The organism is Curtobacterium sp. MCSS17_008, from assembly GCF_003234185.1.
Lineage (GTDB): Bacteria > Actinomycetota > Actinomycetes > Actinomycetales > Microbacteriaceae > Curtobacterium.
In genome coordinates, this window is the sequence record NZ_QKSM01000002.1 from 103,793 (window position 1) to 128,487 (window position 24,695).

Consider the following 24,695-nt stretch of genomic DNA (forward strand, 5'->3'; position numbering starts at 1 on the left):
CGATCAGTGAGGAACGAACGATCATGAACAAGTACGTCTCGAGAGGGCTCTGGTTCACCCTCTTCGTCGGAGGCCTGACGGTCGGAGGGGCAGCGGCAGCCAACGCCGCGACGACCTCCGGCACGGACGGCATCCTGTCCGGCACCCAGGTCGCGCCGTCCGTGACCGCGCCCGTGTCCGTCACCGGGAACGCCCTCGGGGTGGTCGGTGACGCCGAGTCCGCGGCGGCGGCCCCGGCCCCGGCCGCTGCTCCGGCACCGACCGCTGCTCCGGCCCCGACGGCTGCTCCGGCCCCGACGACGTCCGGTGCGGACGGCGTCGTGTCCGGGACGCAGGTCGTCGGTGACGCCACCGCCCCGGTGACGGCGACGGGGAACGCGATCGCGGTGGCCGGTGACGCGGTCGCCGCGCCCACGTCGTCGTCGACTCCCGCGACGAGCACTCCGGCGGCGCCGGAGCCGAGCTCGGCACCGGTGACCTCCGGTTCGGACGGAGTGGCCTCGGGGACGCAGGTCGCCCCGGTCGTCTCGGTCCCGGTGACCGTGAGCGGGAACGGGATCGGCGTGCTCGGTGACGGTTCGGCGACGGGTTCGGCGCCCGCGGCTGGGTCGGGGTCGGGTTCCTCGGCTCCGACCGCCGGTGGCACGACCTCCGGTGATGACGCGGTGCTCGGTGGCACGCAGGTGTCCCCGGTCGTCGACCTGCCGATCACGATCGGCGGGAACGGGATCGGCGTCGTCGGTGATGGTTCGGCGACGGGTTCGGCGCCGGCGGCTGGGTCGGGGTCGGGTTCCTCGGCGCCGACGGCCGGTGGCACGACCTCCGGTGATGACGCGGTGCTCGGTGGCACGCAGGTGTCCCCGGTCATCAGCCTGCCGATCACGATCGGCGGGAACGGCATCGGCATCGTCGGTGACGGCATCACCACCCCGGGCGCCACGCAGGGCACGAACCCCGGTACGGACCCCGGTACGGACCCGGGCGCGAACCCCGGTACCGACCCGGGCACGGACCCCGGTACGGACCCGGGTACCGACCCCGGTACGACCCCCGGCACGGACCCGGGCACCGACCCCGGTACGACCCCGGGGACGGACCCCGGCACCGACCCGGTCACGACCCCCGGCGACGGCACCGACGGTGACGACACCTCCGGCACCGTCCTGCCGGGAGTGACCACGGTCCCGGTGGCGGCCACCGGCTCGACCGCAGCCGGGACGGTCGTCGCGACCAGTGCCTCCCGTCCGGCGGTGACGGCAGCTGCCGCCACCGGCACGGGGACCGCGGCCGACACGCAGCCGGCGCTGGCGTACACCGGCGCCGGGTCGCAGACCGTGCCCGCAGGCATCGCGCTGCTGCTCCTGCTCCTCGGAGCCGGCGCGCTGGCGCTCCGCAAGCGGATCGCCTGACACGAGGGGTCGGAGGGGCACCGTCCGCGGTGCCCCTCCGACCCGTGCCACCGGGCGCCGACCTCCTGCGAGCGGTCCGCATCGCCGAGACGCCGAGCGGTGGGTGGGACGCCGTCCTGTCCGGAGCCGTCTCGCCGCGGGGCGGCTTCCCACCGTGCGGCCGCTCCGGACGGGAGGCCCGTGGTGACCCCGCCCCGCGCCTCCTGTCCGTTCCCCGTCCCGCAGCACCCGTGTCACGCGACGCAACGCTCCGGGACGGACGGTCGGGGGCGTGGGGTATCGTTCCGGGTACGCAAGCGCTCCGGGGTCGGTGCAAGTCCGAACCGGTGGTGACAGTCCACGAGCTGACGACGGGTGCGAACCCGACCGATGCTGACCCGGTGGGATTCCGGGACCGACGGTGAGAGTCCGGATGGGAGGAAGCGCTGGCGGACAGGTCCTGCCCTCGCATGCGGGGTGCCACGGCCGGTCCGTCGATGCCGACGATCGTCGAGCGCCCCGGAGTCCCGTTGAGAGGACACCAGTGTTCACCGGCATCATCGAGGAACTCGGCACCGTCACCGCCGTCGAGCAGCACGGCGACTCCGTCGCGCTCACCGTCCGCGGCCCGAAGGTGGTCGCCGACGCACGGCACGGCGACTCCATCGCCACGAGCGGCGTCTGCCTGACCGTGGTCGAGCAGACCGACGAGACCTTCACCGCCTTCGTCATGAAGCAGACGCTCGACATGAGCGCCCACGGCACGCTCGCCGTGGGGGACCGCCTCAACCTCGAGCGCGCGGCCTCGGTCGGCGACCGGCTCGGCGGCCACATCGTGCAGGGCCACGTCGACGGCACCGCCACCGTGCTCGGGACCGACGACGGCGACGGGTGGCGGCGGGTACGGTTCTCGCTCGCGCCGGACCTCAGCCCGCTCGTCGTCGACAAGGGCTCGGTCGCGGTGGACGGCGTCTCGCTGACCGTCAGTGCCGTCTCGCCCGAGGACACCCCGTCGACCGACGCCTGGTTCGAGGTGAGCCTCATCCCCGAGACGCTCGAGGCGACCACGCTCGGCGCGCGGGTCCCCGGGGACCGGGTCAACATCGAGACCGACGTCCTCGCGCGGCACGTGCGCCGCATGCTGCGGCTCGACGCCGCCACGGCACCCGTCCTGGAGGCACGGTGACCGCCGTCGGGACCCCGCACGCCGCGCAGGCGGCCGGGCCGGTCCTGTCCAGCGTCGAGGACGCGGTCGCCGCGATCGCGGCGGGGCGTCCGGTGATCGTCGCCGACGACGAGCACCGTGAGAACGAGGGCGACGTGATCCTCGCCGCGGAGCTCGCGACGCCGGAGTGGATCGCGTGGACCGTCGCGCACTCGTCCGGGTTCATCTGTGCCCCCGTCAGCGCCGCGATCGCCGACGCCCTCGACCTGCCGCCGATGGTCGACCGGAACGAGGACGTCCGCGGGACGGCGTACACCGTGACGGTGGACGCGGCCACCGGTGTGACGACCGGCATCAGCGCGCACGACCGCGCCCGGACGCTGCGGGTGCTCGCCGACCCGACGTCGGAGCGCGAGGACCTGCACCGCCCGGGACACGTCGTCCCGCTGCGAGCACGACCCGGCGGCGTCCGTGAACGGGCCGGGCACACCGAAGCCGCGATCGAACTGGTCACCGCAGCCGGGCTCCGTCCCGCCGCGGCGATCTGCGAGATCGTCGGCGAGGACGGCGAGATGATGCGTCTGCCGGCACTCGTCGAACTCGGGGCGCGCGAGGGCGTGCCCGTCATCACCATCGCCGCACTCGTCGATTGGCTCGACGCGGCCGACCGGGCAGCGGCGACGTCCGTGCCCACGGAAGGAACGACACGATGAGCGGAGCAGGAGCCGCGGAACGCGACCACGTCGACGGGACGGGGATCCGGGTGGCCATCGTCACCGGGCAGTGGCACGAGACGATCGCCGGGGGGCTCCTCGCCGGGGCGCAGCGCGAGGTCCAGCGCCTCGGAGCGACCGCGCAGGTCGTCCCGGTCCCGGGGAGCTTCGAGCTGCCGGTCGTCGCGAAGACCGCCCTCGAGGCCGGGTTCGACGCGGTGGTCGCCCTCGGGGTGATCATCCGGGGTGGCACGCCGCACTTCGAGTACGTGTCGAGTGCGGCCACCAGCGGGCTCACCACGGTGGCGATCGAGACCGGCAAGCCGGTCGGGTTCGGCGTGCTGACCCTCGATGACGAGCAGCAGGGGATCGACCGAGCCGGGCTGCCCGGCTCGAAGGAGGACAAGGGGGCCGAGGCCGCGCACGCGGCGATCGCCACCGCGGTGTCGCTGCGGAGCCTCCGCCAGCTCGCCTGAGCCCGCACATCGCCGACGGTCGACGCCGCCGCGCTGGGCCACCCACCCACCACGAAGCGCCCCGCGCCACGGAACACCCGTGGTGCGGGGCGTTTCGTCGTGTGTGGACGGAGCGCCTCCCGACGTGTAGGTTTTGAACATGTTCGAAAATGCCGGCGGACCGGTCAGCAAACGGGATCGCACGCGTGCGCGCATCCGCGAGGTCGCGCTGCGGTCCCTCCGTGAGCAGGGCTACGACGGGACGACGATGCGTGGGATCGCAGCGGCGGCCGGGCTCTCGGTGGGGAACGCGTACTACCACTTCCCGACGAAGGACCACCTCGTGCAGGAGCTCTACGTCGAGGTGCAGCACCAGCACGTCGCCCTGGCGGAGCCGGCGCTCGAGGGGGTGGACGACCTGACCGACCGGGTCGGGGTCGTGGTCCGGACCGGCCTGTCGAACCTGTCCGCGTGGCACACGATCGCACCGCAGTTCCTCACCACCGCGATCGCACCGGACTCGCCGAACAACCCCTTCTCCGCGGAGTCCGCACCCGCGCGCGACGCCGTCCTCGGGCTCTTCGACGGTGCGGTCTCGGGCGCGAGGACCCGGCTGCCCGACGACCTGCAGGCCGACCTGCCGCGCGCGCTGTGGACCGCATACCTGCTCGTCACGCTCTTCTGGGTGTACGACACCTCGCCGGGGCAGCGACGGACCGAGCGCCTGGTGGACGCGGCGCTCGGCATCCTCCGCTTCGCGCTGCCGATGCTCCGCGTGCCGCCGTTCCGGCGTTCCGTCACCCGCATCGTCGGCATCGTCGCGGGGCGGGACGCATGAGCGGGCCCGCGGACGAGGGTCAGCCGCTCGGTCCCGCGCCCGGGTTCCCCGTCGCACCCCCGGTCGGGTCGCCCGCGCACCCGCCGGTCGCGCCCGTGGGACGGACCTGGACCTTCGCCGACTCGGTCGACCTCGAGGCACGCGCGTACGGCTGGATGATCGGGGTGGTGCTGCCCGTCCTGAGTCTCCTGCCGACGCTCGTCGGCCTGGCCGTCATGGTCTCCTCGCGCGACGTCGGCCTGTCGGACGCGACCGCCACGCTTCCCTGGGTGCTCCTCGTCCCGCTGCTCTCGGCGGTACCGACCTTCGTCGCGGCCTTCCTCGTCCTCCCGGTGACCTGGCTCGTGGGACGTCGGCTCCGGCGGGTGCGGTCCGACCGGGCACACGTCGCGTGGACGGCGCTCACGGCCGGGGTCCTCGCGACCGTCTCCACCATGGTGGTCGCCCTCGCGATGACGAGCGGGACCGGTGACCCCTTCGCGTTCGCCTGGTCGAGCCTGCCGATGGGACTCGCGGCCGGGGTGGCGGGTGCCCTCGCCCGGCGGGGACAGCTGCGGACAGCCCGCCGCCGCAGTGACGCCGGCGCAGGGGAGGAGCCCGGGCGGCGCGCCTGAGGACCGCGCGGTGTCGACCCGCGGAACCGGCATCGAACCAGCTGTGGGGGGTGGTTCGATGTCGGCTCCGGAGGGCGACAGTGCGGACGACGACGGCCCCGTACCTCTCGCGAGGTACGGGGCCGTCGTGGTGTGGCTGCGGTTACTTCTTGCCGAAGACGTGGATCGGCAGGAAGAACGAGATGGTCATGAGGAGCAGTCCGCCCATGAAGACGAACCCCTGGCCCGACTCCACCTGGAACGCGAACCCGAACAGGTACATCGACACCAGCAGCAGCAGGATCGAGAAGAAAGCGGCGATGACGCGGCCCACAGTGGTACCTCCGGTTCGAGCGGGTGGATCACGGCCAGTCTATCCCCAGGAAGGCAGGGACCGGTTCACCCGCGTCACGAGGACGGCCGGTTCACGCGCCCGGTCGGGTCGCGATGAGGCGGTCGACGACCGCGAGCAGGGCGTCCATGTCGACCGTGCCCCGGTTCGGGCGGAGGTCGGTGGCGATGGCCGCCCCGAGCGACGCCTGGTGGTACAGCCCGTCGCCCAGGAGCTTCACCGCCTGCGCCGTCGGCACGTCGCCGAGCGCGTCGACCAGGGTCTCGAGCCAGGCGTTCTCGGTCTCGTCGAGGGTGCGGCCGGCTTCTTCGTACCCGGCCTGCTGCAGGCGGCTGGCGGCGAGCAGGGCGAGGTCGAGCTCGCTCCCCACGTAGAGGCAGTTGCGCACGAAGTAGCGCGCGGCGCCGTCCTCGGCCTCGCGCATCCGGTCGACGTCGATCGCCGACAGGTCGGAGAGCCGCTCGCACAGCCCCTCGACGAGCGCGGCCTTCGAACCGAAGTGGTACAGCAGACCGCCCTTCGAGACACCGGCCCGTGCGGCGACGGCGTCGAGGGTCGCCGGACGCTCGCCCTCCTCGCACACGATGGCGACGAAGCTGTCCAGGACGCGGTCACGGGCACTTGCCATGCGGACGAGTCTAGGGAACCGTCCGGACCGTGACGACCGGTCGGTTCCGTGAACGTTCACGAACGCCTTGTCGCGCAGCACCGGCGCGGATAGCGTCGCCGTGACCGTGAAGGTGCACGACACGAACAGGATCCGCATGTCAGCGCAGACCGCGACCCCCTCGACCACACCCTCCGGCGACCCCGCCGCCGAGGGCACGACCGGCCCGGGATGGGCCGTCCTCGGCCCGGGCGGCATCGCCCGGCGCTTCCTCGCACAGCTCCCCGCGAGCACCGGCACCCTCGTGGCCGCGGGCAGCTCGTCCCCGGAGCGCGCGCAGGCCTTCGCCGGTGAAGCCGCCGGACACGGCTTCACCGACGTCCGCGCCGGGGCGTACGACGCGGTGCTCGCCGACGACCGGGTCGACGCCGTGTACGTGTCGACCGTGCACACCGGGCACGCCGACCTGGTGCTCCGTGCCCTCGACGCCGGGAAGGCCGTGCTCTGCGAGAAGCCGCTCGCACCGAACCACGGCACCGCGATGGCGCTCGTCGACGCCGCACGCCAGGCGGGCCTGCCCCTGGTCGAGGCCTACATGTACCGCTTCCACCCGCAGACCGCGGCCCTGCTCGACCTGGTCCGCGAGGGCGCCGTCGGCGAGGTCACCCACGTCGACGCCTCGTTCGCCTTCCGCGCCGGGGAGCGCACCGGGCGCCTGTTCGACGTCGACACCGCCGGCGGCGGGATCCTCGACGTCGGCGGCTACCCCGTCACGATGGCGTCCGCCGTCGTCCAGGCAGCCACCGGCGTCGCCGTCGCCGAGCCGGTCGAGCTCACCGCGACCGGCACCCTCGGACCGACCGGCGTCGACGAGTGGACGGTCGCACACCTGACCTACCGCGACGGGACCACCGCGAGCGTCCGGACCGGCGTGCGCGTGCAGGACGAGAACGCCGTGACCGTGCACGGCACCCGCGGCCGGATCGTGCTGACCGACCCGTGGACGCTCTCCGACGACCCGACGATCACGGTGCACACCGTCGACGACGACCCCGGCACACGCTCGTTCCCGGGGGCCCGGCCCTACGCCCTCGAGGCGGACGCCACGACGGCGGCCCTGGCGTCCGGTGCCGTCGAGGCCGCGCAGATGACCCTCGACGAGACGCTCGCCACCGCCCGGACGCTCGACCGCTGGCGCGCGGCCATCGGACTGCGCTACCCGTTCGAGGCGGAGACCGCGGACGTCCCGACCGTGAGCGGCCGTCCGCTGCGGGTGCGGGACGACGCCCCGATGCGGTACGGCGAGGTCCCCGGCGTCGGCAAGCGGATGTCGCGCCTGGTGATGGGCGTCGACAACCAGCCCGACCTCGCCCACGCCAGCGCGCTCTTCGACATGTTCGTCGAGCAGGGCGGCAACGTCTTCGACACCGGGTACATCTACGGCGGTGGCGTGCTCGAGGGCCGGCTCGGCAGGTGGATCGAGAACCGCGGGATCCGCGACGAGGTGGTGGTGATCACGAAGGGCGCCCACACCCCGTACTGCGACCCCGAGTCGATCACCCGGCAACTGCTCGAGAGCCTCGAACGCCAGGGCACCGACCACGCGGACGTGTACATGATGCACCGCGACAACCCCGACGTGCCGGTCGGCGAGTTCGTCGACGTGCTCGACGAGCACCGCCGCGCCGGGCGCATCCGCGTGTTCGGCGGCTCGAACTGGAGCCCTGCGCGCTTCGACGAGGCGAACGCCTACGCCGCGGCCAACGGCAAGCACGGCTTCGAGGTCCTCAGCAACCACTTCGGGCTCGCCGAGGCGTACGACGTGCCGTGGGACGGCTGCGAGCACGCGACCGACCCGGCGTCGAAGCGGTGGCTCGAGGAGCGCCAGGTCCCGCTGCTGCCCTGGTCGTCGCAGGCCCGCGGGTTCTTCACCGGACGCGCCGCGCCGGACGACACGAGCGACGCGGAGCTCGTGCGCTGTTACTACTCGGACGCCAACTTCGAGCGTCTCCGTCGCGCGCGGGAGCTCGGCGAGCAGTACGGCGTGCCGGCGACGGCGATCGCCCTGGCGTACGTGCTGCACCAGCCGTTCCCGACGTTCCCGCTGTTCGGTCCGCGGACCATCGGAGAGGCGCGGTCCTCGATGACGGGACTGTCGGTCGAGCTCAGCCCGGAGCAGGTCGCGTGGCTGGACCTGCGCGCCTGACCCGGACCGAGGTGACGGACGATGCGGCCGGGGCCGGACCGGTCGCGCCCGCGTCGCTCGGCCGCACGCCCCGCACGGTCGGGCTCCCGACGAGCCGCGCGACCATCCACGACGTCGCCTCGGCCGCCGGGGTGTCCCGCCAGACGGTGACCCGCGCGATGAACGGTCTGTACGGCATCAGCGAGACGACCAAGGAGCGCGTGCTCGCCGCGGCCGCCGCGCTCGACTACCGACCGTCCCGGTTCGGCCGCGGGCTCGTCACGGGTGGGGACCGTCAGCTCGGGCTGGTGGTCAACGACCTGCGCAACCCGTACTCGCCCGAGCTCGCCGCCGCCGTGCTCGGGCTCGCGGCGGCACGCGGGTGGGACGTCATGCTCGCCGACGTGGGCCTCGCCGGGGACTCGGACCGTGCGGTGCAGGCGCTCGGCCAGCAGACCGACGTGGTCGTCGGCTACCTCGGTGCCCGGGCACCCGAGTGGATCGAGCGCCTCGGACCCGTGCCGGTCGTCGAGCTCGACCCCGCCGGCGAGGTCCTCCGCGGTGCGGTGCGCATCGACCCCACCGAGGGGATCGAGGAGCTCGCCGACCACCTGGTGCGGACGGGGGTGCGGCACCCGGTCATCGTCGACGCGTCGGACACGGGACGCCCGAGCAGCCGCGGTCGGCTCATGCTCGACGCGCTGCGACGCCGCGGCTACCTGCCCGAGGTCGCGGTCGCCGACGCCCCCACGTCGGAGCACGGTGCCGCGATGGCCGCGCGTGCACTCGAACGGTTCCGACGTGTCGACGCGGTCCTGGCGTTCAACGACCTGATGGCGCTCGGTGTGCTCGCCGCCTGTCGACGTGCGGGGGTGGACGTGCCGGGAGACGTCCGTGTGGTGGGCGTCGACGGGCTCGCGCTCGGGACGCTCGTCGCGCCGACGCTCACCACGCTCGCGGTCGACCTCGACGCCGTGGCGCGCGAGGCGCTCGACCTGGCACTCGGCATGCTCGCGGGGGAGTCGCCGCGCTCCGGCGCGGCCGTGCAGCGCACGGTCCGGCACCGGCTGCTGCTGCGCGAGTCCGCCTGAGCGACCACGGTCGGCGGTGGCCGGCCAGGCGGACGGGAGGCCCGTGGTGACGCAGCCACGCGCCTCCCGTCCGCCGGTTGGTTGCCGTTGCAACCAGGACCGTCCAGACGGTACACTTACGGAGTCCTGACGGGGCGCGTGTGCATTCCGCGTCCCGTCTCGTCTGCCCCATCGAAGTGTCCGCCGTCGACCTGGTCCGGCTCGTTCCCCAGGGAGTCACCGTGTCCGCACTGCTCACCAGCCCCGTCGCCACCGCCGTCACCGGCAGCCGCGCCCGACGGTTCGCGGCGCTCGCCGTGCTGATGCTCCCGGTGCTGCTCATCTCCGTCGACAACACCGTGCTGAGCTTCGCGCTGCCCACGATCGCCCGCGCCCTCGACCCGAGCGCGACGACCCAGCTGTGGATCGTCGACGCCTACCCGCTCGTGCTCGCCGGCCTGCTCGTCGTGATGGGCAGCATCGGCGACCGCATCGGCCGGCGTCGGATCCTCGTCGTCGGCGCGACCGGCTTCGCGCTCCTGTCCGTCGCCGCCGCCTTCGCGACCGAGGCCTGGATGCTCGTCGCGGCCCGCGCGGTGATGGGTGTCTTCGGCGCGATGCTCATGCCCGCGACGCTCTCGATCATCCGCAACGTGTTCGTCGACGCGGGGGAGCGCCGCGTCGCGCTGGCCGTCTGGTCGACCATGTTCGCGGCGGGCAACGCCCTCGGCCCCCTCGTCGGCGGCGTCCTGCTGGCGCACTTCCACTGGGGCGCGGTGTTCCTCGTCGCCGTGCCGATCCTCGTGCTCATGCTCGTGGGCGTTCCCTTCTTCGTCCCGGAGTCCCGCGACCCGCGGCCGGGGCCGGTCGACGTGCCGAGCATGCTCCTGTCGCTCGGCGCCCTCGCCCCGACGGCATGGGCGATCAAGTCGGTCGTGCACCCGGAGGAGCGCGGCTTCGCGATCGCCCTGCTCGCGGTGGGCGTGCTCTGCGGCATCGCCTTCGTGCGGCGCCAGCTGCGGAGCCGTACGCCGATGCTCGACCTGCGGCTGTTCCGGAGCACCGCCTTCACGGGCAGCGTGCTCATGAACATGGCGGCGATGTTCTCGCTCACCGGGTTCCTGTTCTTCATCGCCCAGCACCTGCAGCTCGTCGCCGGGCTCGACCCGTTCGCCTCGGGACTGGTGCTCGTGCCGGGCTCCGTCCTGACCATCGTCGCCGGGCTCGTCGTCGTACCGATCGTCGCGCGGGTGGCGCCACGCTGGGTGGTCGCCGTCTCCCTGACCTTCTCGGCCGCTGCCTACGCCATGGTCTCCGTGCTGGGGCACCACGCGTCGATCGTCGCGCTGGCGTTCGCCTTCGTGCTGCTCGGCATCGGCATCGGCGCGTCCGAGACGGTGACGAACGACCTGATCATCTCGACGGCCCCGGCGGACAAGGCCGGGGCGGCCTCGGCGGTGTCCGAGACCGCGTACGAGATCGGTGCGGTGCTCGGTACGGCCGTGCTCGGGACGATCCTCGCGACGGCGTACCGGGCGCACGTGGTGGTGCCCGACGGGCTGAGCGGCTCGGCGCACACCGCGGCGCAGGAGACCCTCGGTGGAGCGGTGTCGGCGGCGGCGGACCTCGGCGGGACCGCGGGGCAGGCGCTGCTCGAGAGTGCCCGCGCGGCGTTCGACTCCGGCGTCACGATCACCGGCGCGGTGGCGGCGGTGCTCATGCTCGTCGCCGCCGCCGCGTCCGTCGTGATGCTCAAGCGCGACTGATCCGCCTGCGGTCCCGCGGACCGCGCGACCCGTCCGTGGAGCAGGAGACGTCGGGTCAGCACGACGCACCCGACGTCTCCTGCTCCATCGACCGGCCGATCCCGTCTCGCCGGACCCGATCCCGGTCGTCCGGCGCGCCCGGGATCGGGTGAACCTGGGAATGGTTGACCAGAACCCGTGTTGAGGTCCTACGTTGGGACGTGGCCGCGCAGCCGCGGTCCAGCTCACCCGGAGGAACCCCACGACTGCCATGCCCGACGAAGCACCGGCCACGACCGCCGACGCGTACAAGGCCGCCTTCCGCGGACACCCCGCCGGTGTCGCGGTCATCACCGCCGAGGGCCCGGACGGCCCGACGGGACTCACCGCCTCCAGCGTCGCGAGCGTGGCGGTCGACCCGCCCGTCCTCGTGTTCTCGCTGTCGACGAAGTCCGGTTCCGCCGGCGTCGTGCTCGGCGCCGACGTCTTCGTCGTGCACCTCGTGGACTCGCTGAGCGTCGGACTCGCCAAGCGGTTCGCCGCGACCGGCAGTCCGGCGGCCGACGACCCGATGTGGGGCACGCTCCCGACGGGCGAGCGGTACCTCCCCGCCGCCGCGACCGCCCTGCGGTGCCGGCCGCGGTCGACCACCGAGATCGGTTCGTCCACCGTCGTCGTCGCCGAGGTCCTCGACATCGTCGTCGGCCAGGAGCACGGCGAGCCGCTCGTCTACCACAACCGGGAGTTCCACTCCCTCTCCGATCGTTCCCGGCTCTCCTGAGCCGAGGAGCCCGCACCGCCAACCCCTGATCGAAAGGACCTCGCAATGGCCGAGTACACCCTGCCCGAGCTGCCGTACGACTACGCCGCGCTCGAGCCGCACATCAGCGGCAAGATCATGCAGCTGCACCACGACAAGCACCACCAGACCTACGTCACGGGTGCGAACACCGCGCTCGAGCAGCTCGCCGAGGCGCGTGGGTCCGGCAACCTCGCGAACGTCAACAAGCTCGAGAAGGACCTCGCGTTCAACCTCGGCGGTCACGTCAACCACTCGATCTTCTGGACCAACCTCGGCCCGGACACCAAGGTCCCGGAGGGCGAGCTCGCCGCCGCCATCGACGAGTTCTTCGGCTCGTTCGAGCAGTTCCAGGCGCAGTTCAACGCCGTCGCCACGGGCATCCAGGGCTCCGGCTGGTCGGTGCTCGCCTGGGACCAGGTCGGCCAGAAGCTCACGACCTTCCAGCTGTTCGACCAGCAGGGCAACGTGCCGCTCGGCGTCGTCCCGATCTTCATGCTCGACATGTGGGAGCACGCCTTCTACCTCGACTACCTCAACGTCAAGGCCGACTACGTCAAGGCCGTGTGGAACATCGTCGACTGGGAGAACGTCGCCGCTCGCTTCGCGAACGCCAGGTCGCAGTCGTTCGTCACCCTGTGACGTGATCGTCGGTCACCACGGTGACCGACCGACGGACGGGAGGCGCGGTGCCGGTGGGCACCGCGCCTCCCGTCCGTCGTGCGTGCCGGTCGACGATCAGGCGGCCGCCAGCCGGGCGCTCGTCGCGAGGTCCCGCGCGATGCCCCGCAGCGCACCGTCGACGTCGGCGCGGTCCGGATCCACCAGTGCGGCCCACTGGGCGCCGCGAGCGGCCTCGACCGCGGCACGGGCCGTGCGGTCGGCCTCGACGTCGCAGTGGCCGTGCGCACGGCACCAGGCGGCGAGTTCGGCCACGCGGCGTCGGTGCAGGCGTTGCTGCCGGTCGCGGCCGTCGAGGGACTCGACGCACCCGAGCTCGAACGTGAGTCGGACCGCGAGCGCGCGCTCCGGGCACGCCAGGCCGCCGAACACCGCGATGAGGTGCTCGACGAGCGAGGACGGGTCTGCGTCCGGGGCGAGTGAACGGTCCTCGGCGGCGGACACGTGGTCGACGACGGCGTCGATGAGGGCCTCGCGCGTGCCGAAGTGGTAGACGATCGGGTACGCGCTCGTGCCGAGCATGCGTCCGAGGCTCCGGACCGAGGCGTCCTCGAGCTTGGTGTCCCGGAGGTGCCGGGCGACCTTCGCGACGATGGCGGGCTTGAGGGTCGGGTCGGGTCTCCTGGGCATGGTCCCTCCGGCGCTGTCTCGAGTGATGGTCCACGACCGCGCGAGCACGATCATCTGGAATGTTAGCGGATCGGTCTGCTCCAGGGGTGGTCGACCGGAGGACGTCTGTGACCCGTCGAACCGGAGGAATGCTCGCCTCCTCGTAGGATGGTGGTCGTGTCACCTCCTCCCGATCCCGTCTCGACCCCGTCACGGCCCGCAGCACCACGTGCCGGACGCCGGGACGCCGGGCGGCGCCGCGGGGTCGGGAAACGCTTCCTGGTCGTCGAGGACGTGCTCGACGGCGTCCTCGTCCAGACCACCGCCGCGACGACGTGGGTGCACGACCCGAGCGCGGTCATCCGACACCGTCCGGTGGGTGCCGCGGGCAACGCAGCGACCTGGCTCGGCTGGCTCGGCGCCGAGGTCGACCTCGTCACCCGCGTCGGCGTCGACGACGTCCTGCGCCACGAGCGGTCCCTCGCGGCTGCCGGTGTCCGTGCCCACGTCCGGTACGACGCCTGCACCCCCACCGGTGCGCTCGTGTCCGTCCGGAACGACGAGGGCCGCACGACGATGTCGGACCCGGCCGCGGGCGGTGCGCTCTGCGCGGACGACGTCCCCGGCGACCTCGTGACGCGGGCCGACATCGTCCACCTCACCGGTGCGGCGATGCTCGGCGGCGGCGGCGGCGGCATCGGCGGTGGTGCGGAGCGCATCGCGGACCTCGTCACCCGGGCGCGGTCGGGCGGGGCTCGGGTGTCGCTGGACCCGTCGTCGGCGGCGGTCGTGCGGGCCATCGGCTCCGGGGCGGCGATTGCGGCGCTCGCCGGCGTCGACGTGCTCTTCCCGAACGTGTCGGAGGCCCTCGCGTTGTCCGGTGCCCCGCGACTGCCCGAGGCCCTGCGGCGGTTGACCGAGGTCGTGCCGTTGGTCGTCGTGACGACCGGTGCGGACGGTGCGGTCGTCGGGCGGGCGGGTCGTTCCCCGCTGCGCGTCCCGGCGGTGCCCACCGAGGCGGTCGACACCGTCGGCGTGGGTGACGCCTTCGCCGCGGGCTTCCTGCGCGCATGGGCGACCGATCCCGTGCGGGTCGGCTCGGCCGCGCGGGAGGGCACGAGGCTCGCTGCCCGGGCGCTCGGGTTCGTCGGGGGCAGGCGTCCCGTCTAGCCGCCGGGCGCGCAGGTCGTCCCGGACGGTGCCCGGTGTGCCCGGTCGGCCGGCCAGCCGGTCGGCCGGTCCTCCGTCAGCTGCCCGCGCCCCGGCTGGTGCTCGGCGTGCTCGTCCCGCCGGTCAGCGCTCGGCGGGCTCGGCCGTCACGACCAGGGTCTGCACGCGACCAGCGGCGAGCGGGGCGAGCCGGATCTCGACCCGGAGACGTCCCGCGCTGCCGGGCAGCCACCACCAGAGCTGCGACGGCACACCGGAGTGCTCCTCCACCGGTTCGGCACCGAGGTCCGCCCCGACGGCGTGCACGGCCTGGAGCAGTGCGCGCCGACGCGAGGACCAGGGCCGGTCGAGCGGCACGTTCGGGGTGCAGACCGCCGCTCCGAGGTCGGCAGCCTCGCGGTCGTCCACCTCGTCGGACGCCCACGCCCGGAGGAGCGCCGACACCGACGTCCGGGCAGCCCGGGTCGCGTCGAGCGTGCGCTGGACGCCGATCGCCGGCTGCGACCCGGCACCGGTCGCCGTCGAACCCGCCGGGCGTTCGGCCAGCGCCTCGGCGAGCAGGGCGTCGAAGGCCCGGTCGGCCGCGACGGAGACCTTCGCCTGGGTCGCGTTCTCGAACGCCACCACCCCGAGCCCGAGCTCGGTCGACCACCGCATGTGTGCGGAGAAGCCGGGGTACCCGCCGGAGTGCGAGACGATCTCACCGGATCGGGCGTCCTGCTCGACGAAGAGTCCGAAGCCGTAGGCGGTCGCCCGGGCCGACCCGGGGACGACCGACGGCGGCACGACCCGCATCGCCTGCTGCATCGTCCTGCGGTCGGCGGGGGAGAGCGGTCCGGCTTCCGGCACGGCGGACGAGGCGGACGCCAGGTGCCGGGCCCACCGCGACAGGTCGCGCACGGTCGAGAACAGGCCGCCGATCGCCGAGAAGGCGCCGGGCCCGGTCATCGGCTGCGGCGTCCAGACGCCGTCGTCGTCGCGCTGGCCGGTCACGACGTGACCGTGGGCCTCGGCGGCGCTGAACACGGTGTCCGTCAGCCCGAGCGGCCGGAGCACACGGTCCGTCGCAGCCTGGGGGAACGACGTCCCCGCTGCCCGGGCGACCGCGCGGCCGAGCAGTGCGTACCCCGTGTTCGAGTACGCGAAGCGCGTACCGGGTACCGAGTCGAAGAGCAGGCCCGCCCGGAGCACCGCGTCGAGGTCGTCGTCGCCCATCGACTCCTGTCGGTCCGCCCACGGATCGTCGGTCGGCAACCCACCCGACATCGTCAGGAGCATCCGCAGCGTCGGGACGGGTGCGTCCGACGAGGGCAGCTCCACCGCGGCGAAGGCAGGGACGGCGTCGGTGATCGGCGCGTCGAGGTCCACGAGCCCGTCCGCGACGAGCGTGAGCAGCGTCGCCGCGGTCACGCTCTTCGTGCACGATGCGATCCGGTAGACCGTGTCGGCATCCGGCGCACGCCCGTCGCCGCGGTCGCCGTGACCGCCGGAGGCGACGAGGCCCGTCCGGTCGAACACGCCCCACACGCTGCTCGGCGCGGTGCCCGAGGCGACCCGGTCACGGAAGACCGCGTCGATCCCGTCGAGGACAGCGGGCGACGGGGTCATGCGCGGCGCATCTGCTCGTAGGCGTCGAGCGCACGCTGCCGCGAGGCCCTGAGGTCGACCATCGGTTCGGGCCGGTCCTCGTCCGCCGGCACCCAGCGTCGCACGTACTCGCGGTGCGGGTCGAACCGCTCGAGCTGCCGATCGGGGTTGAAGACACGGAAGTACGGCGCGGCGTCGAAGCCCGACCCGGCGACCCACTGCCAGTTGCCGGCGTTGTTCGCGGGGTCGGCGTCCACCAGGGTGTCCCAGAACCACTGCTCCCCGATGCGCCAGTCGACGAGCAGGTTCTTGACGAGGAAGCTCGCCGCAGCCAGCCGCACGCGGTTGTGCATCGCGCCCGAGTGCCAGAGTTCCCGCATGCCGGCGTCGACCAGGTCGTAGCCGGTCCGGCCCTGCCGCCACCGGTCGAGCTCGTCCTCGTCGACCTCGCGCCAGGGGAACGCGTCGAACTCGCGCCGCACGTTCACCGTCGCGATGTCATCGCAGTGGAAGTACTCGTTCCAGTTGAACTCACGCCAGGCGAGCTGCCGGAGGAACGCCGGGGCCTGCCGGCGCTGCGCGGGGTCGAGGTCGCCGTGCAGACGGTGCCAGACCTGGTACGGGCTGACCTCGCCCCAGCGCAGGTGCGGGGAGAGGTCGCTCGTCGCGCCCATCGCCGGCTCGTCCCGCTGGTCGTAGTCCTCGAGGGCGTCGTGCACGAACTGCTCGAGCTTGCGGTGTGCGCCGGCCTCGCCGGGGTCCCACGCGTCGCGGAGGCCGCCGGCCCAGTCCGGCTCCGTGGGCAGCAGCCCCCAGGCGTCGAGGTCGTCCGAGTCCACCTCCGCCGGACCGGGGAGGTCACGGGGCGTGGGCAGCGGGTGCCGCGGCTCGGGCATGGCCTGCGCTGCGCGCCAGAACGGGGTGAACACCTTGTACGGCTCGCCCTGTCCGGTGCGCACCGTCCACGGCTCCCAGAGCAGGTTGGCCGCGAAGCTGTGGGCGTCCTTGCCGTCATCGACGAGCGCGCTCTTGATGCCGGCGTCGAGGTCGCGCTCCACCCTGCCGTACCGGCGGTTCCAGTAGACGGCGTCGGCACCGGCCTGCGCGACGAGTTCGGGGACCACCCGGGCCGCACTGCCGCGGCGGAGCACCAGTCGCGAGTCCCGGTCGCGGAGCTCCGCGTCGAGCGCGGCGAGGGAGTGGTGCAGCCACCACCGGCTGGCGGCGCCCACCGGGCGGATGCCGGGCGTCTCCTCGTCGAGCACGACGACGACCGTCACCGGCCCGCCGTGGTCGATCGCCGCCCGGAGCGCGGGGTTGTCCCCGAGGCGCAGGTCCTCGCGGAGCCAGACGACGGCGCCGCTCATGCCCGGACCCGGCCGGCGTCGCGGTCGCGCCGGTCGGACCCGCCGGCGGCGACGCGGAGCTTCGTGCAGAGCTCGGTGAGGGTGCGGAGCTCGTCGTCGTCGAGTCCGGCGCCGACCTGCTCCGCGATCGTCTGGGCGTGCTGCACGGCGACGGACCGGTACACGTCGAAGCCGCGCGCGGTGAGGGCGACGATGACCCCGCGTGCGTCGGTCGGGTCCGGCTGCTTCTCGACGATGCCGCGGGACGCCAGTCGGTCGACCAGTCGGCTCACGCTCGGTTGCGTCAGGAGCAGGTGGCCGGTCAGGTCGCGCATCCGGCAGCGGCGGCCGGGCTGCGTCGACAGGTTGAAGCACACGTCGTACTCGTTGAACGAGATCTCGCCACCCGGGAAGTCGGCGTTGAGCGCCCGCATCACGGTCACCTGTGCCCGGAAGAGGGCTTCCCAGGCCGCGACGGCCGTCGCCTTGTCGCTGCGGCGTGCGTCGTCCACGGTCGCCATCCCTCCGGTTGTACGGTCAACCCACACTACCGACGAGGGGCGACAGCGAGAGCAGCGCACGGGGGACAGCGTCGGACGCGGCGGGGAGGCTCGTCCCGACAGGACGGAGGCCGGTCGCCTTCTGGGCGACCGGCCTCCTCCCTTGCACCAAGAGTGTCCTGCAATCACATTCCGCAGACCGTGCCACAGCAAACACTGCCTGCGCGATCGACTGTATAACGGCACGGTAACGGCGCGCCAGCGTGTCCCGGATCCGTTCGCTGCGAGTTCACCGAACGGCTCCGGTGCGGATCAGAAGAGGTCGGGCGACGGCGTCGACGCGTAGCGCACCGCGACGTCCGCGTGCCGGTCGAACCGGTAGCCGACACCGCGCACCGTCCGGACGATCTCCTCGAACGCGCCGAGCTTCGACCGCAGACGACGCACGTGCACGTCGATGGTGCGCTCGTTCGGGGTCTCGTCCTCGCCGTCGGACCACAGGCCGTCGATGATGGCGGCGCGGTCGACCGTCTGGCCCTCGCGGAGGACGAGGAACTGGAGGAGCTCGAACTCCTTGTACGTCAGGGGGGCGGCCTCGCCGTCGAGCGTCACGCGCTTCCGCGAGATGTCGATGACGACCCCGGTCTCCTCGGGCTCGGGCTTCTCCGCCTGCTTCCGCGCGGCCACGGCGGAGCGGTCCTGCAGCGCGAGGCGCACGACGTCGACGTCACGCCCACCGGAGCCCTCGGCGGCCACCGCGACCGCGGCGTAGGTCTCCGACGAGGGGACGAGCTGCGCGGTCAGGGCCTTGAGCTGCTCGACGACCGCCGCGAGCGTCGTGCCGGCCGCGGCGGCGGCGGCCTCGTCGATGCCGACGTAGAGCGCGAAGCCGCGTGCCTCGGTGCCCTCCGGCAGCGCACGGTTGCGCTGCGGGGCCACGACCGGGCTGGTCGGGATGCCGCTCGGGACCGGCGGGGCCACCGGCTGCCGGCGCGGGCGGATCGGGGTGACGGTGCCGAGGTCGGTCGAGGCCGGGACGACGGTGCGGGGCTGGGCGATGGTGAGCGACATGGCGGTCCTCCGGGCGGGTGGCTGCGGTGTGGTGCACCGCGGCGGTGTCGAATGCGTCGGTCCGGGTACGGCGGATCGCCGTGTCGCCCAGCGGTCCTGCGGTGGACCGGGGCCTCCCGGGAGGTACGGGTGCCGGTGACTCGTGGGCTCGCAGTGCCTGCGCGTCGTCGAGGTGGCGTCACCCGGGGATCACACGCGCGCGACCGGGGTGGTGTCGCGGGGGATCCGGCTGGAACGGGTACCGATCAGGCACACATTCGACAACGCATGACCGCCGTCGTCGGCATCATCATGCCGACGGTCCCCAGGGCCTCGCAGAGGACTCGGGTGGACACGGTTGCAGTCATGGGACGAGTATCGGCGGTATACCAAGGCGCTGTCAACCGTCCGCCCGGACGGTGACGGGAGTGGACAGCGCCCGGTGCGTCCTGCGCGAGACGCCCCCGCCCGCGCAGCCCCACCGGACGGCGGGAGCCACGCCGACGGGGGCGTCTGGGGACGGGGAGCTACTCGGCGAGGCCGTAGAGGCGGTCGCCGGCGTCGCCGAGGCCCGGGACGATGTAGCCGTTCTCGTCGAGCTTCTCGTCGAGCGCGCCGAGGACGATGCTCACGTTGCGGTCGCCGACGGCCTGCTCGACGGCGGCGAGGCCCTCGGGAGCGCCGAGGATGCACACGCAGGTGACCTCCTCGGCCCCGCGGTCGAACAGGAAGTCGATCGCCGCGGCGAGGGTGCCGCCGGTCGCGAGCATCGGGTCGAGCACGAAGCACTGGCGGCCGGACAGGTCGTCGGGCAGGCGCTCGGCGTAGGTCTGCGGTTCGAGCGTGGCCTCGTTGCGGGCCATGCCGAGGAAGCCGACCTCGGCCGTCGGGACGAGCTTGACCATGCCCTCGAGCATGCCCAGCCCGGCACGCAGGATCGGCACGACGAGCGGGCGGGGCCTGGCAATCGCGACGCCCGTGGTCCGCGCGACGGGCGTGTCGATCGGGGTGGCCGTCACGCGGACGTTCCGCGTCGCCTCGTACGCCAGGAGCGTGACGAGCTCCTCGGTCAGGGCGCGGAAGGTCGGGGAGGGTGTGGTCCGGTCGCGGAGCACCGAGAGCTTGTGGGTGATGAGCGGGTGGTCGGCGACGTGGACTCGCATGGGATCGAGCGTACCGTGCCGATGGGGCAGGATCGACGCGTGGAACACCCAGCCGCCCGCCCGTTCACCGCGGCGATGGACCTCGCCCTCGTCGAGGCCCGTGCCTGCCTCGCCACCGGCGACGTCCCGGTCGGGGCGGTCGTGCTCGACGCCGCCGGCACGGTGGTCGCGGCCGGTCGGAACGAGCGCGAGGCCCGGCAGGACCCCACGGCGCACGCCGAGGTGCTCGCACTGCGGGCCGCGGCCGCGGTGACGGGGGACTGGCACCTCGCCGAGCACACCCTGGTCGTCACGCTCGAGCCGTGCCCGATGTGCGCCGGAGCAGCGCTCGCCGCACGCGTCCCGCGCATCGTGTTCGGCGCGTGGGACCCGAAGGCCGGGGCGAGCGGCAGCGTCTACGACATCGCCCGCGACCGACGGCTGCCGCACCGGTCCGAGGTCGTCGCCGGGGTGCGTGAGCAGGCCTGTGCGGACCTGCTCGACGCGTTCTTCCGCGAGCGGCGCTGACCGCTGCGGGTGGCCTCGCACCCTCCGGAGCGCCGCGGCCGACTCGTCCTCAGTCGGCGGCGCGGATGACGATCGCCTCGGTGGGCGGGCGGGGGCCGGTCCGGAGCACGTCCGGCTCGACGTAGATCACCCGGGCGATCGGCACGGCGTCGCGGATGCGCTGCTCGACGGTGTCGATGCCCGCCGCCACGTCGCCGAGCCGTCGGTCGCCGTCGACCGCCACCTTCATGCCGACCATGAGTTCGTCCGGCCCGAGGTACAGCGTCTTGAGGTGGACGATCGAGTCGACCTCGGGGCCGTCGAGGGCTGCCGCCGTGATCCGCTCGACGTCGGCGACGCTCGCCCCCTCGCCGACGAGCAGGCTCTTCGTCTCGATGCCGAGCACCACGGCCACGGCGATGAGGAGCAGGGCGATGAGGATCGTGCCGATCGCGTCGAACACACCGTTGCCCGTCACGACGGTGAGGCCGACGCCGAGCAGTGCGAACACGAGGCCGGTGAGGGCAGCGGTGTCCTCGAGCATCACGACCGGCAGCTCGGGCGCCTTCGCCCGGCGGACGAACTGGACCCACGACTGCGAGCCCTTCTGCGGACGCGCCTCGCGCAGGGCGGTGCGGAGCGAGAACCCCTCGAGTCCGATCGCGATGACGAGCACGGCGACGGGGAGCCACCAGTTCGTGAGCGGGTGCGGGTCGGCGAGCTTCTCGATCCCCTCGTACAGCGAGAAGACACCGCCGATGGTGAACAGGATGATGGAGACGACGAAGGCGTACACGTAGCGTTCGCGTCCGTGGCCGAAGGGGTGCTCCTGGTCCGCGGCGCGTCGGGCGCGCCGACCCCCGAGCAGGAGCAGGAGCTGGTTCGCCGAGTCCGCGAGGGAGTGCACGCCCTCGGCGAGCATCGCCGCCGAACCGCTGATCGCCGCCGCGACGAACTTGACGATCGCGATCCCGATGTTCGCGGCGAGTGCGGCGAAGATCGCCTTCGTGCCTCCCGAAGCGCTCACGGCTGTCCCTTCTCCCTGGCCTGCACCGACGCCCTGACCGGACCGATCCTAGGCGCGGGTGCTGGGTATGGTCGGGAGCATGACGATCGAACTGCCCCGCACCGCGATGCTCGGCGTCGGCTCCATGTCCGGCAGCATCCTCGAGGGCCTGCTCGCCGCAGGCCTCGACCCGGCGACCGTGACGCTCACCACGAGGTCCGAGGCCTCGGCGGCGGCATGGCGCGCGCGCGGACTGGAGGCGACGGCCACGGACACCGATGCGGACGCGAACCGGAACGCCGTCCGCGGTGCCGGACTCGTCCTGCTCGGGGTGAAGCCGTACCTGGTCGGCGACGTCCTCGACGAGGTCGCGGCGTCGCTCCACCCCGGCACCGTGGTCGTGAGCGTCGCGGTCGGCACCACGCTCGCCGCGATGGAGGCGCGCGTGCCCGCCGGGATCCGCGTCGTCCGTGCGCTGCCGAACACCCCGATCGGGGTCGGGCACGGCGTCACCGGGATCAGCGCCGGGTCCACGGCGGACGACGACGCGGTCGCACTGGCGTCGAGCGTCTTCGCCGCGTCCGGGCAGGTCATCGAGGTGCCGGAGACGCAGCTGGACGCCCTGTCCGCCGTTTCGGGTTCCGGACCCGCCTACGTCTTCCTGCTCGTCGAGCAGTGGCAGCAGGCCGCCGAGGGGCTCGGCTTCACCCCCGAGCAGGCCGCGACGATGGTGCAGGGGACCCTGCGGGGGGCCGTCGAGCTCCTCGCCGCCTCGGGACGGGAGCCCGCGGACCTGCGCCGTGCCGTCACCAGCCCGAAGGGCACCACCGAGCGCGCCGTCGCCGTCCTGCAGGAGGCCGACCTGGCCGCCACGTTCACGCGCGCGTCGCGCGCGGCCGTCGCGCGGGCCGAGGAGATCGCGGCCTCGTGACGGACGGGAGGCGCGTGGCGGTGCCGCCCCGCGCCTCCCGTCCGTCCGGTCGTCGCCCCGGGCGGCGCCTACTCGAGCGCCGCGAACCGCTCCAGGTCCGTCTCGGTCCCGGACACGATGATGACGTCGTCCTCGCCGATGACGCTGTCCGGCGTGGCCGGTACGAACGCCTTCCCCGGTGACTTGATGCCGAGGACCGTGAGACCGTGGCGGGTCCGGATGACGGTCGTCGCGAGGTCCTTGCCGCGCACCGCGCGCGGCGGGAACATCTTGACGACCGCGAAGTCGTCGTCGAACTCGATGAAGTCGAGCATGCGGCCCGAGACGAGGTGCGCCGTGCGTTCGCCGGCCTCGCGTTCCGGGTAGACGACGTGGTTCGCGCCGATGCGGGACAGGATCGTGCCGTGCGACCGGCTGACGGCCTTCGCCCAGATCTGCGGGATGCCGAGGTCGACCAGGTTCGAGGTGATGAGCACGCTGGACTCGAGGTGCGAGCCGACGGCGACGACCGCGATCGCGAAGTCCTGCGCACCGATCTGCCGCAGGGCGTCGATGTCCGTCGCGTCCGCCTGGACGGCGTGCGTGACGCGGTCGGACCACTTCTGGACGAGCGAGGCGTCGGTGTCGACCACCAGGACCTCGCGGTGCTGGCGCTCGAGCTGGCCGGCGGTCGCGGCGCCGAACCGGCCGAGGCCCAGGACGAGCACGGGCGCGTCGTGGCTGACGGCCCCGGTGACGGGGTGGGGTGCGCGGCGGTCGGCGCGGGGGCGGCGGTCAGCCAACGATCGGCCTCTCCTCGGGACGGCGGAACAACTGCCGGCTCTGGCTGGCTGCCAGCGCGGCGGCGATGGTCACTGTACCGACCCGGCCCAGGAACATCGTGGCGGCGAGGACGTACTTGCCCGCTTCGGGGAGTTCACCGGAGATCCCGGAGCTCAGACCGCAGGTCGCGAACGCGGAGATGACCTCGAAGAGCACGCGGTCGAGCGAGTCGCCGGTGATCTGCAGCAGGACGACCGTCATCACGGCGACGATCGTCGCTCCCCAGAGCACGACCGCGACCGCCACGCGCAGGACGTCGCCGGGGATGCGGCGCCCGAACGCCTCCATGCCCTGGCGACCGCGTGCCTCGGCGACGGCGGCCAGGAACAGCACGGCCAGGGTCGTCACCTTGATGCCACCGGCCGTCGACGCCGATCCGCCACCGATGAACATGAGCATGTCGGTGACGAGCAGGCTGGCGCCGTGCATCTGCTCGACGTCGATCGTGGCGAACCCGCCCGACCGGGTCATGGTCGAGAAGAACAGGGCCTGGAAGGCCGTGTGCCCGGCGCCCGCGTCCCCGAGGGTGCGCGGGTTCGACGCCTCGAGTGCCGTGTAGACGACCGCGCCGAGGACGAGCAGCACCGCGCTCGTGGCCAGGGTCAGCTTGACGTGGATCGGCCAGCGGCGCGGCGTGCGGAACTGCTTCGTCACCGCCCGGATGACGGGGAACCCGATCGAGCCCGCCACCACCGCGACCATGAGGAGGGAGAGGAACCAGTAGTCGTTCGCGAAGGGGACCAGGCCCTCGGCGTTCGGTGAGAACCCGGTGTTCGTGAACGCCATCGCCGCGTAGTAGAAGGCATCCCCGACCGCGGTCCAGAACGGGTACCCCGCCGCCAGCACGGACGGCAGCAGGAGGAGCCCGATGGCGACCTCGATCGTGAGGGTGCTGACCGCGACGGTGAGGAGCAGCGTGCCGACCTCGCCGAGCCGCACGGCCTGCCCCTCCGGCACCGCTCCGGAGTGCGTGCGGAGCGGGTTCGAGTCGCCGGCGGCGATGAGCTTCGCCCGGAGTCCGAGCCGTCGGGTGACGACGAGGCCGAGGATCGAGGCGAAGGTGAGGACGCCGACGGCCCCGATCTGCGTGCCCACGACGATGAGGACCTTGCCGAACACGGACCAGTGGGTGGCCATGTCGACCGTCGCCAGACCGGTGACGCACACCACCGACGCGGCGGTGAACAGCGCGTCCGCGAAGTGGGTGGGGCTCCGGTCCGCGGCGGCCCACGGTGTCATGAAGAGAGCCGTGAAGATGAAGATGAGCACGACGAAGACGAGGATCGCGAGCCGTGACGGGGACGACCGCAGGATGCCGAGCGCCCCGTCCAGACGCCGCCTGGCCCCGCTCACCGGCGGGTGCCGGTTGAGCGGCTCGGTGCGGTCGAGCATCGTGTGCCTCCGGAGCCGTGGGCAGGTCAGCGGACATGGTAC

The 24,695-nt window shown here is 73.2% G+C and carries 24 protein-coding genes, 1 pseudogene and 1 riboswitch; of the genes and pseudogenes, 14 read left to right on the forward strand and 11 right to left on the reverse strand.

Features of this window, described 5'->3' with window-relative positions; genetic code table 11:
• The first annotated feature begins 23 nt into the window (after positions 1-23).
• The 6 genes and pseudogenes from DEJ23_RS03285 (at position 24) to DEJ23_RS03310 (ending at position 5,173) form a co-directional block, all read left to right on the forward strand.
• Positions 24-1,409, forward strand: a complete 1,386-nt coding sequence (locus tag DEJ23_RS03285) for a hypothetical protein (RefSeq protein WP_181429090.1) — start codon at positions 24-26, stop codon at positions 1,407-1,409.
• Positions 1,410-1,703: 294 nt separating this feature from the next.
• Positions 1,704-1,837, forward strand: a riboswitch (FMN riboswitch).
• 95 nt (positions 1,838-1,932) lie between these two features.
• Positions 1,933-2,574, forward strand: coding sequence for a riboflavin synthase (locus DEJ23_RS03290; protein ID WP_111238842.1), 642 nt, complete (start codon positions 1,933-1,935; stop codon positions 2,572-2,574).
• Between the two features lie 44 nt (positions 2,575-2,618).
• Positions 2,619-3,233 (forward strand): annotated as a pseudogene (gene ribB / locus DEJ23_RS03295) (3,4-dihydroxy-2-butanone-4-phosphate synthase); the annotation flags it as partial.
• Positions 3,234-3,262: 29 nt separating this feature from the next.
• A complete protein-coding gene (gene ribH / locus DEJ23_RS03300) occupies positions 3,263-3,742 on the forward strand; it encodes a 6,7-dimethyl-8-ribityllumazine synthase (RefSeq protein ID WP_111238843.1) in 480 nt (159 codons plus the stop codon).
• A gap of 139 nt (positions 3,743-3,881) precedes the next feature.
• Positions 3,882-4,559: a TetR/AcrR family transcriptional regulator gene (locus DEJ23_RS03305; RefSeq protein WP_111238844.1), complete on the forward strand. Its 678-nt coding sequence runs from the start codon at positions 3,882-3,884 to the stop codon at positions 4,557-4,559.
• Positions 4,556-5,173: a hypothetical protein gene (locus DEJ23_RS03310; protein ID WP_111238845.1), complete on the forward strand. Its 618-nt coding sequence runs from the start codon at positions 4,556-4,558 to the stop codon at positions 5,171-5,173. The genes DEJ23_RS03305 and DEJ23_RS03310 overlap by 4 nt, the downstream gene beginning before the upstream one ends.
• A 142-nt stretch (positions 5,174-5,315) precedes the next feature.
• On the opposite strand, the gene DEJ23_RS15600 is transcribed toward DEJ23_RS03310, so the two are convergent.
• Together DEJ23_RS15600 and DEJ23_RS03315 are read right to left on the reverse strand one after the other, a co-directional pair.
• On the reverse strand, positions 5,316-5,486 hold the full coding sequence (locus DEJ23_RS15600) for a hypothetical protein (protein ID WP_181429091.1): 171 nt from the start codon (positions 5,484-5,486) through the stop codon (positions 5,316-5,318).
• A gap of 91 nt (positions 5,487-5,577) precedes the next feature.
• Positions 5,578-6,132, reverse strand: coding sequence for a TetR/AcrR family transcriptional regulator (locus DEJ23_RS03315; RefSeq protein ID WP_111227195.1), 555 nt, complete (start codon positions 6,130-6,132; stop codon positions 5,578-5,580).
• A gap of 136 nt (positions 6,133-6,268) precedes the next feature.
• Between DEJ23_RS03315 and DEJ23_RS03320 the strand changes: the two genes are divergently transcribed.
• From DEJ23_RS03320 to DEJ23_RS03340, 5 genes are all read left to right on the forward strand, one after another.
• Positions 6,269-8,317 (forward strand): aldo/keto reductase, encoded by a 2,049-nt coding sequence (locus DEJ23_RS03320; protein WP_111238846.1) that lies wholly within the window; start codon positions 6,269-6,271, stop codon positions 8,315-8,317.
• Positions 8,296-9,387: a LacI family DNA-binding transcriptional regulator gene (locus tag DEJ23_RS03325; protein ID WP_258375235.1), complete on the forward strand. Its 1,092-nt coding sequence runs from the start codon at positions 8,296-8,298 to the stop codon at positions 9,385-9,387. The genes DEJ23_RS03320 and DEJ23_RS03325 overlap by 22 nt, the downstream gene beginning before the upstream one ends.
• A gap of 221 nt (positions 9,388-9,608) precedes the next feature.
• Positions 9,609-11,132, forward strand: coding sequence for an MFS transporter (locus DEJ23_RS03330; RefSeq protein WP_111239032.1), 1,524 nt, complete (start codon positions 9,609-9,611; stop codon positions 11,130-11,132).
• A gap of 250 nt (positions 11,133-11,382) precedes the next feature.
• The gene (locus tag DEJ23_RS03335; RefSeq protein ID WP_111227193.1) at positions 11,383-11,892 is read left to right on the forward strand and encodes a flavin reductase family protein; all 510 of its coding nucleotides are present in this window, start codon (positions 11,383-11,385) and stop codon (positions 11,890-11,892) included.
• A 45-nt stretch (positions 11,893-11,937) separates the two neighbouring features.
• A complete protein-coding gene (locus DEJ23_RS03340; RefSeq protein ID WP_111238847.1) occupies positions 11,938-12,552 on the forward strand; it encodes a superoxide dismutase in 615 nt (204 codons plus the stop codon).
• A 96-nt stretch (positions 12,553-12,648) separates the two neighbouring features.
• Here DEJ23_RS03340 and DEJ23_RS03345 read toward each other — a convergent pair whose 3' ends face one another.
• Positions 12,649-13,221: a TetR/AcrR family transcriptional regulator gene (locus DEJ23_RS03345; protein WP_146240179.1), complete on the reverse strand. Its 573-nt coding sequence runs from the start codon at positions 13,219-13,221 to the stop codon at positions 12,649-12,651.
• 156 nt (positions 13,222-13,377) lie between these two features.
• Here DEJ23_RS03345 and DEJ23_RS03350 point away from each other — a divergent pair, with 156 nt between their 5' ends.
• Positions 13,378-14,370, forward strand: coding sequence for a carbohydrate kinase family protein (locus DEJ23_RS03350; RefSeq protein WP_181429092.1), 993 nt, complete (start codon positions 13,378-13,380; stop codon positions 14,368-14,370).
• Positions 14,371-14,493: 123 nt separating this feature from the next.
• On the opposite strand, the gene DEJ23_RS03355 is transcribed toward DEJ23_RS03350, so the two are convergent.
• The 5 genes from DEJ23_RS03355 to upp all read right to left on the reverse strand — a co-directional run bounded on the left by DEJ23_RS03355 (position 14,494) and on the right by upp (position 20,016).
• Entirely contained in the window at positions 14,494-15,978 is a 1,485-nt protein-coding gene (locus DEJ23_RS03355; protein ID WP_111238850.1) for a serine hydrolase, read from the reverse strand.
• Positions 15,975-17,324: a deoxyribodipyrimidine photo-lyase gene (locus DEJ23_RS03360; protein WP_111238851.1), complete on the reverse strand. Its 1,350-nt coding sequence runs from the start codon at positions 17,322-17,324 to the stop codon at positions 15,975-15,977. Before DEJ23_RS03360 ends, DEJ23_RS03355 begins: the two co-directional genes overlap by 4 nt.
• Complete coding sequence (locus DEJ23_RS03365; RefSeq protein WP_111238852.1) at positions 17,321-17,824, reverse strand: MarR family winged helix-turn-helix transcriptional regulator; 504 nt, start codon at positions 17,822-17,824, stop codon at positions 17,321-17,323. The genes DEJ23_RS03360 and DEJ23_RS03365 overlap by 4 nt, the downstream gene beginning before the upstream one ends.
• 291 nt (positions 17,825-18,115) lie before the next feature.
• Entirely contained in the window at positions 18,116-18,874 is a 759-nt protein-coding gene (locus DEJ23_RS03370) for a winged helix-turn-helix domain-containing protein (protein ID WP_111238853.1), read from the reverse strand.
• A 506-nt stretch (positions 18,875-19,380) separates the two neighbouring features.
• Entirely contained in the window at positions 19,381-20,016 is a 636-nt protein-coding gene (gene upp / locus DEJ23_RS03375) for a uracil phosphoribosyltransferase (protein WP_111238854.1), read from the reverse strand.
• A 75-nt stretch (positions 20,017-20,091) separates the two neighbouring features.
• Here upp and DEJ23_RS03380 point away from each other — a divergent pair, with 75 nt between their 5' ends.
• Positions 20,092-20,523: a nucleoside deaminase gene (locus DEJ23_RS03380; RefSeq protein ID WP_111239033.1), complete on the forward strand. Its 432-nt coding sequence runs from the start codon at positions 20,092-20,094 to the stop codon at positions 20,521-20,523.
• Between the two features lie 49 nt (positions 20,524-20,572).
• Here DEJ23_RS03380 and DEJ23_RS03385 read toward each other — a convergent pair whose 3' ends face one another.
• Positions 20,573-21,529 (reverse strand): cation diffusion facilitator family transporter, encoded by a 957-nt coding sequence (locus DEJ23_RS03385; RefSeq protein ID WP_111238855.1) that lies wholly within the window; start codon positions 21,527-21,529, stop codon positions 20,573-20,575.
• Between the two features lie 79 nt (positions 21,530-21,608).
• Between DEJ23_RS03385 and proC the strand changes: the two genes are divergently transcribed.
• Positions 21,609-22,439, forward strand: coding sequence for a pyrroline-5-carboxylate reductase (gene proC, locus DEJ23_RS03390; RefSeq protein WP_111239034.1), 831 nt, complete (start codon positions 21,609-21,611; stop codon positions 22,437-22,439).
• Positions 22,440-22,507: 68 nt separating this feature from the next.
• Here proC and DEJ23_RS03395 read toward each other — a convergent pair whose 3' ends face one another.
• Together DEJ23_RS03395 and DEJ23_RS03400 are read right to left on the reverse strand one after the other, a co-directional pair.
• Positions 22,508-23,146, reverse strand: coding sequence for a TrkA family potassium uptake protein (locus DEJ23_RS03395; RefSeq protein ID WP_111238856.1), 639 nt, complete (start codon positions 23,144-23,146; stop codon positions 22,508-22,510).
• Positions 23,147-23,213: 67 nt separating this feature from the next.
• Positions 23,214-24,653: a TrkH family potassium uptake protein gene (locus tag DEJ23_RS03400; RefSeq protein WP_111238857.1), complete on the reverse strand. Its 1,440-nt coding sequence runs from the start codon at positions 24,651-24,653 to the stop codon at positions 23,214-23,216.
• Positions 24,654-24,695 lie beyond the last annotated feature (42 nt).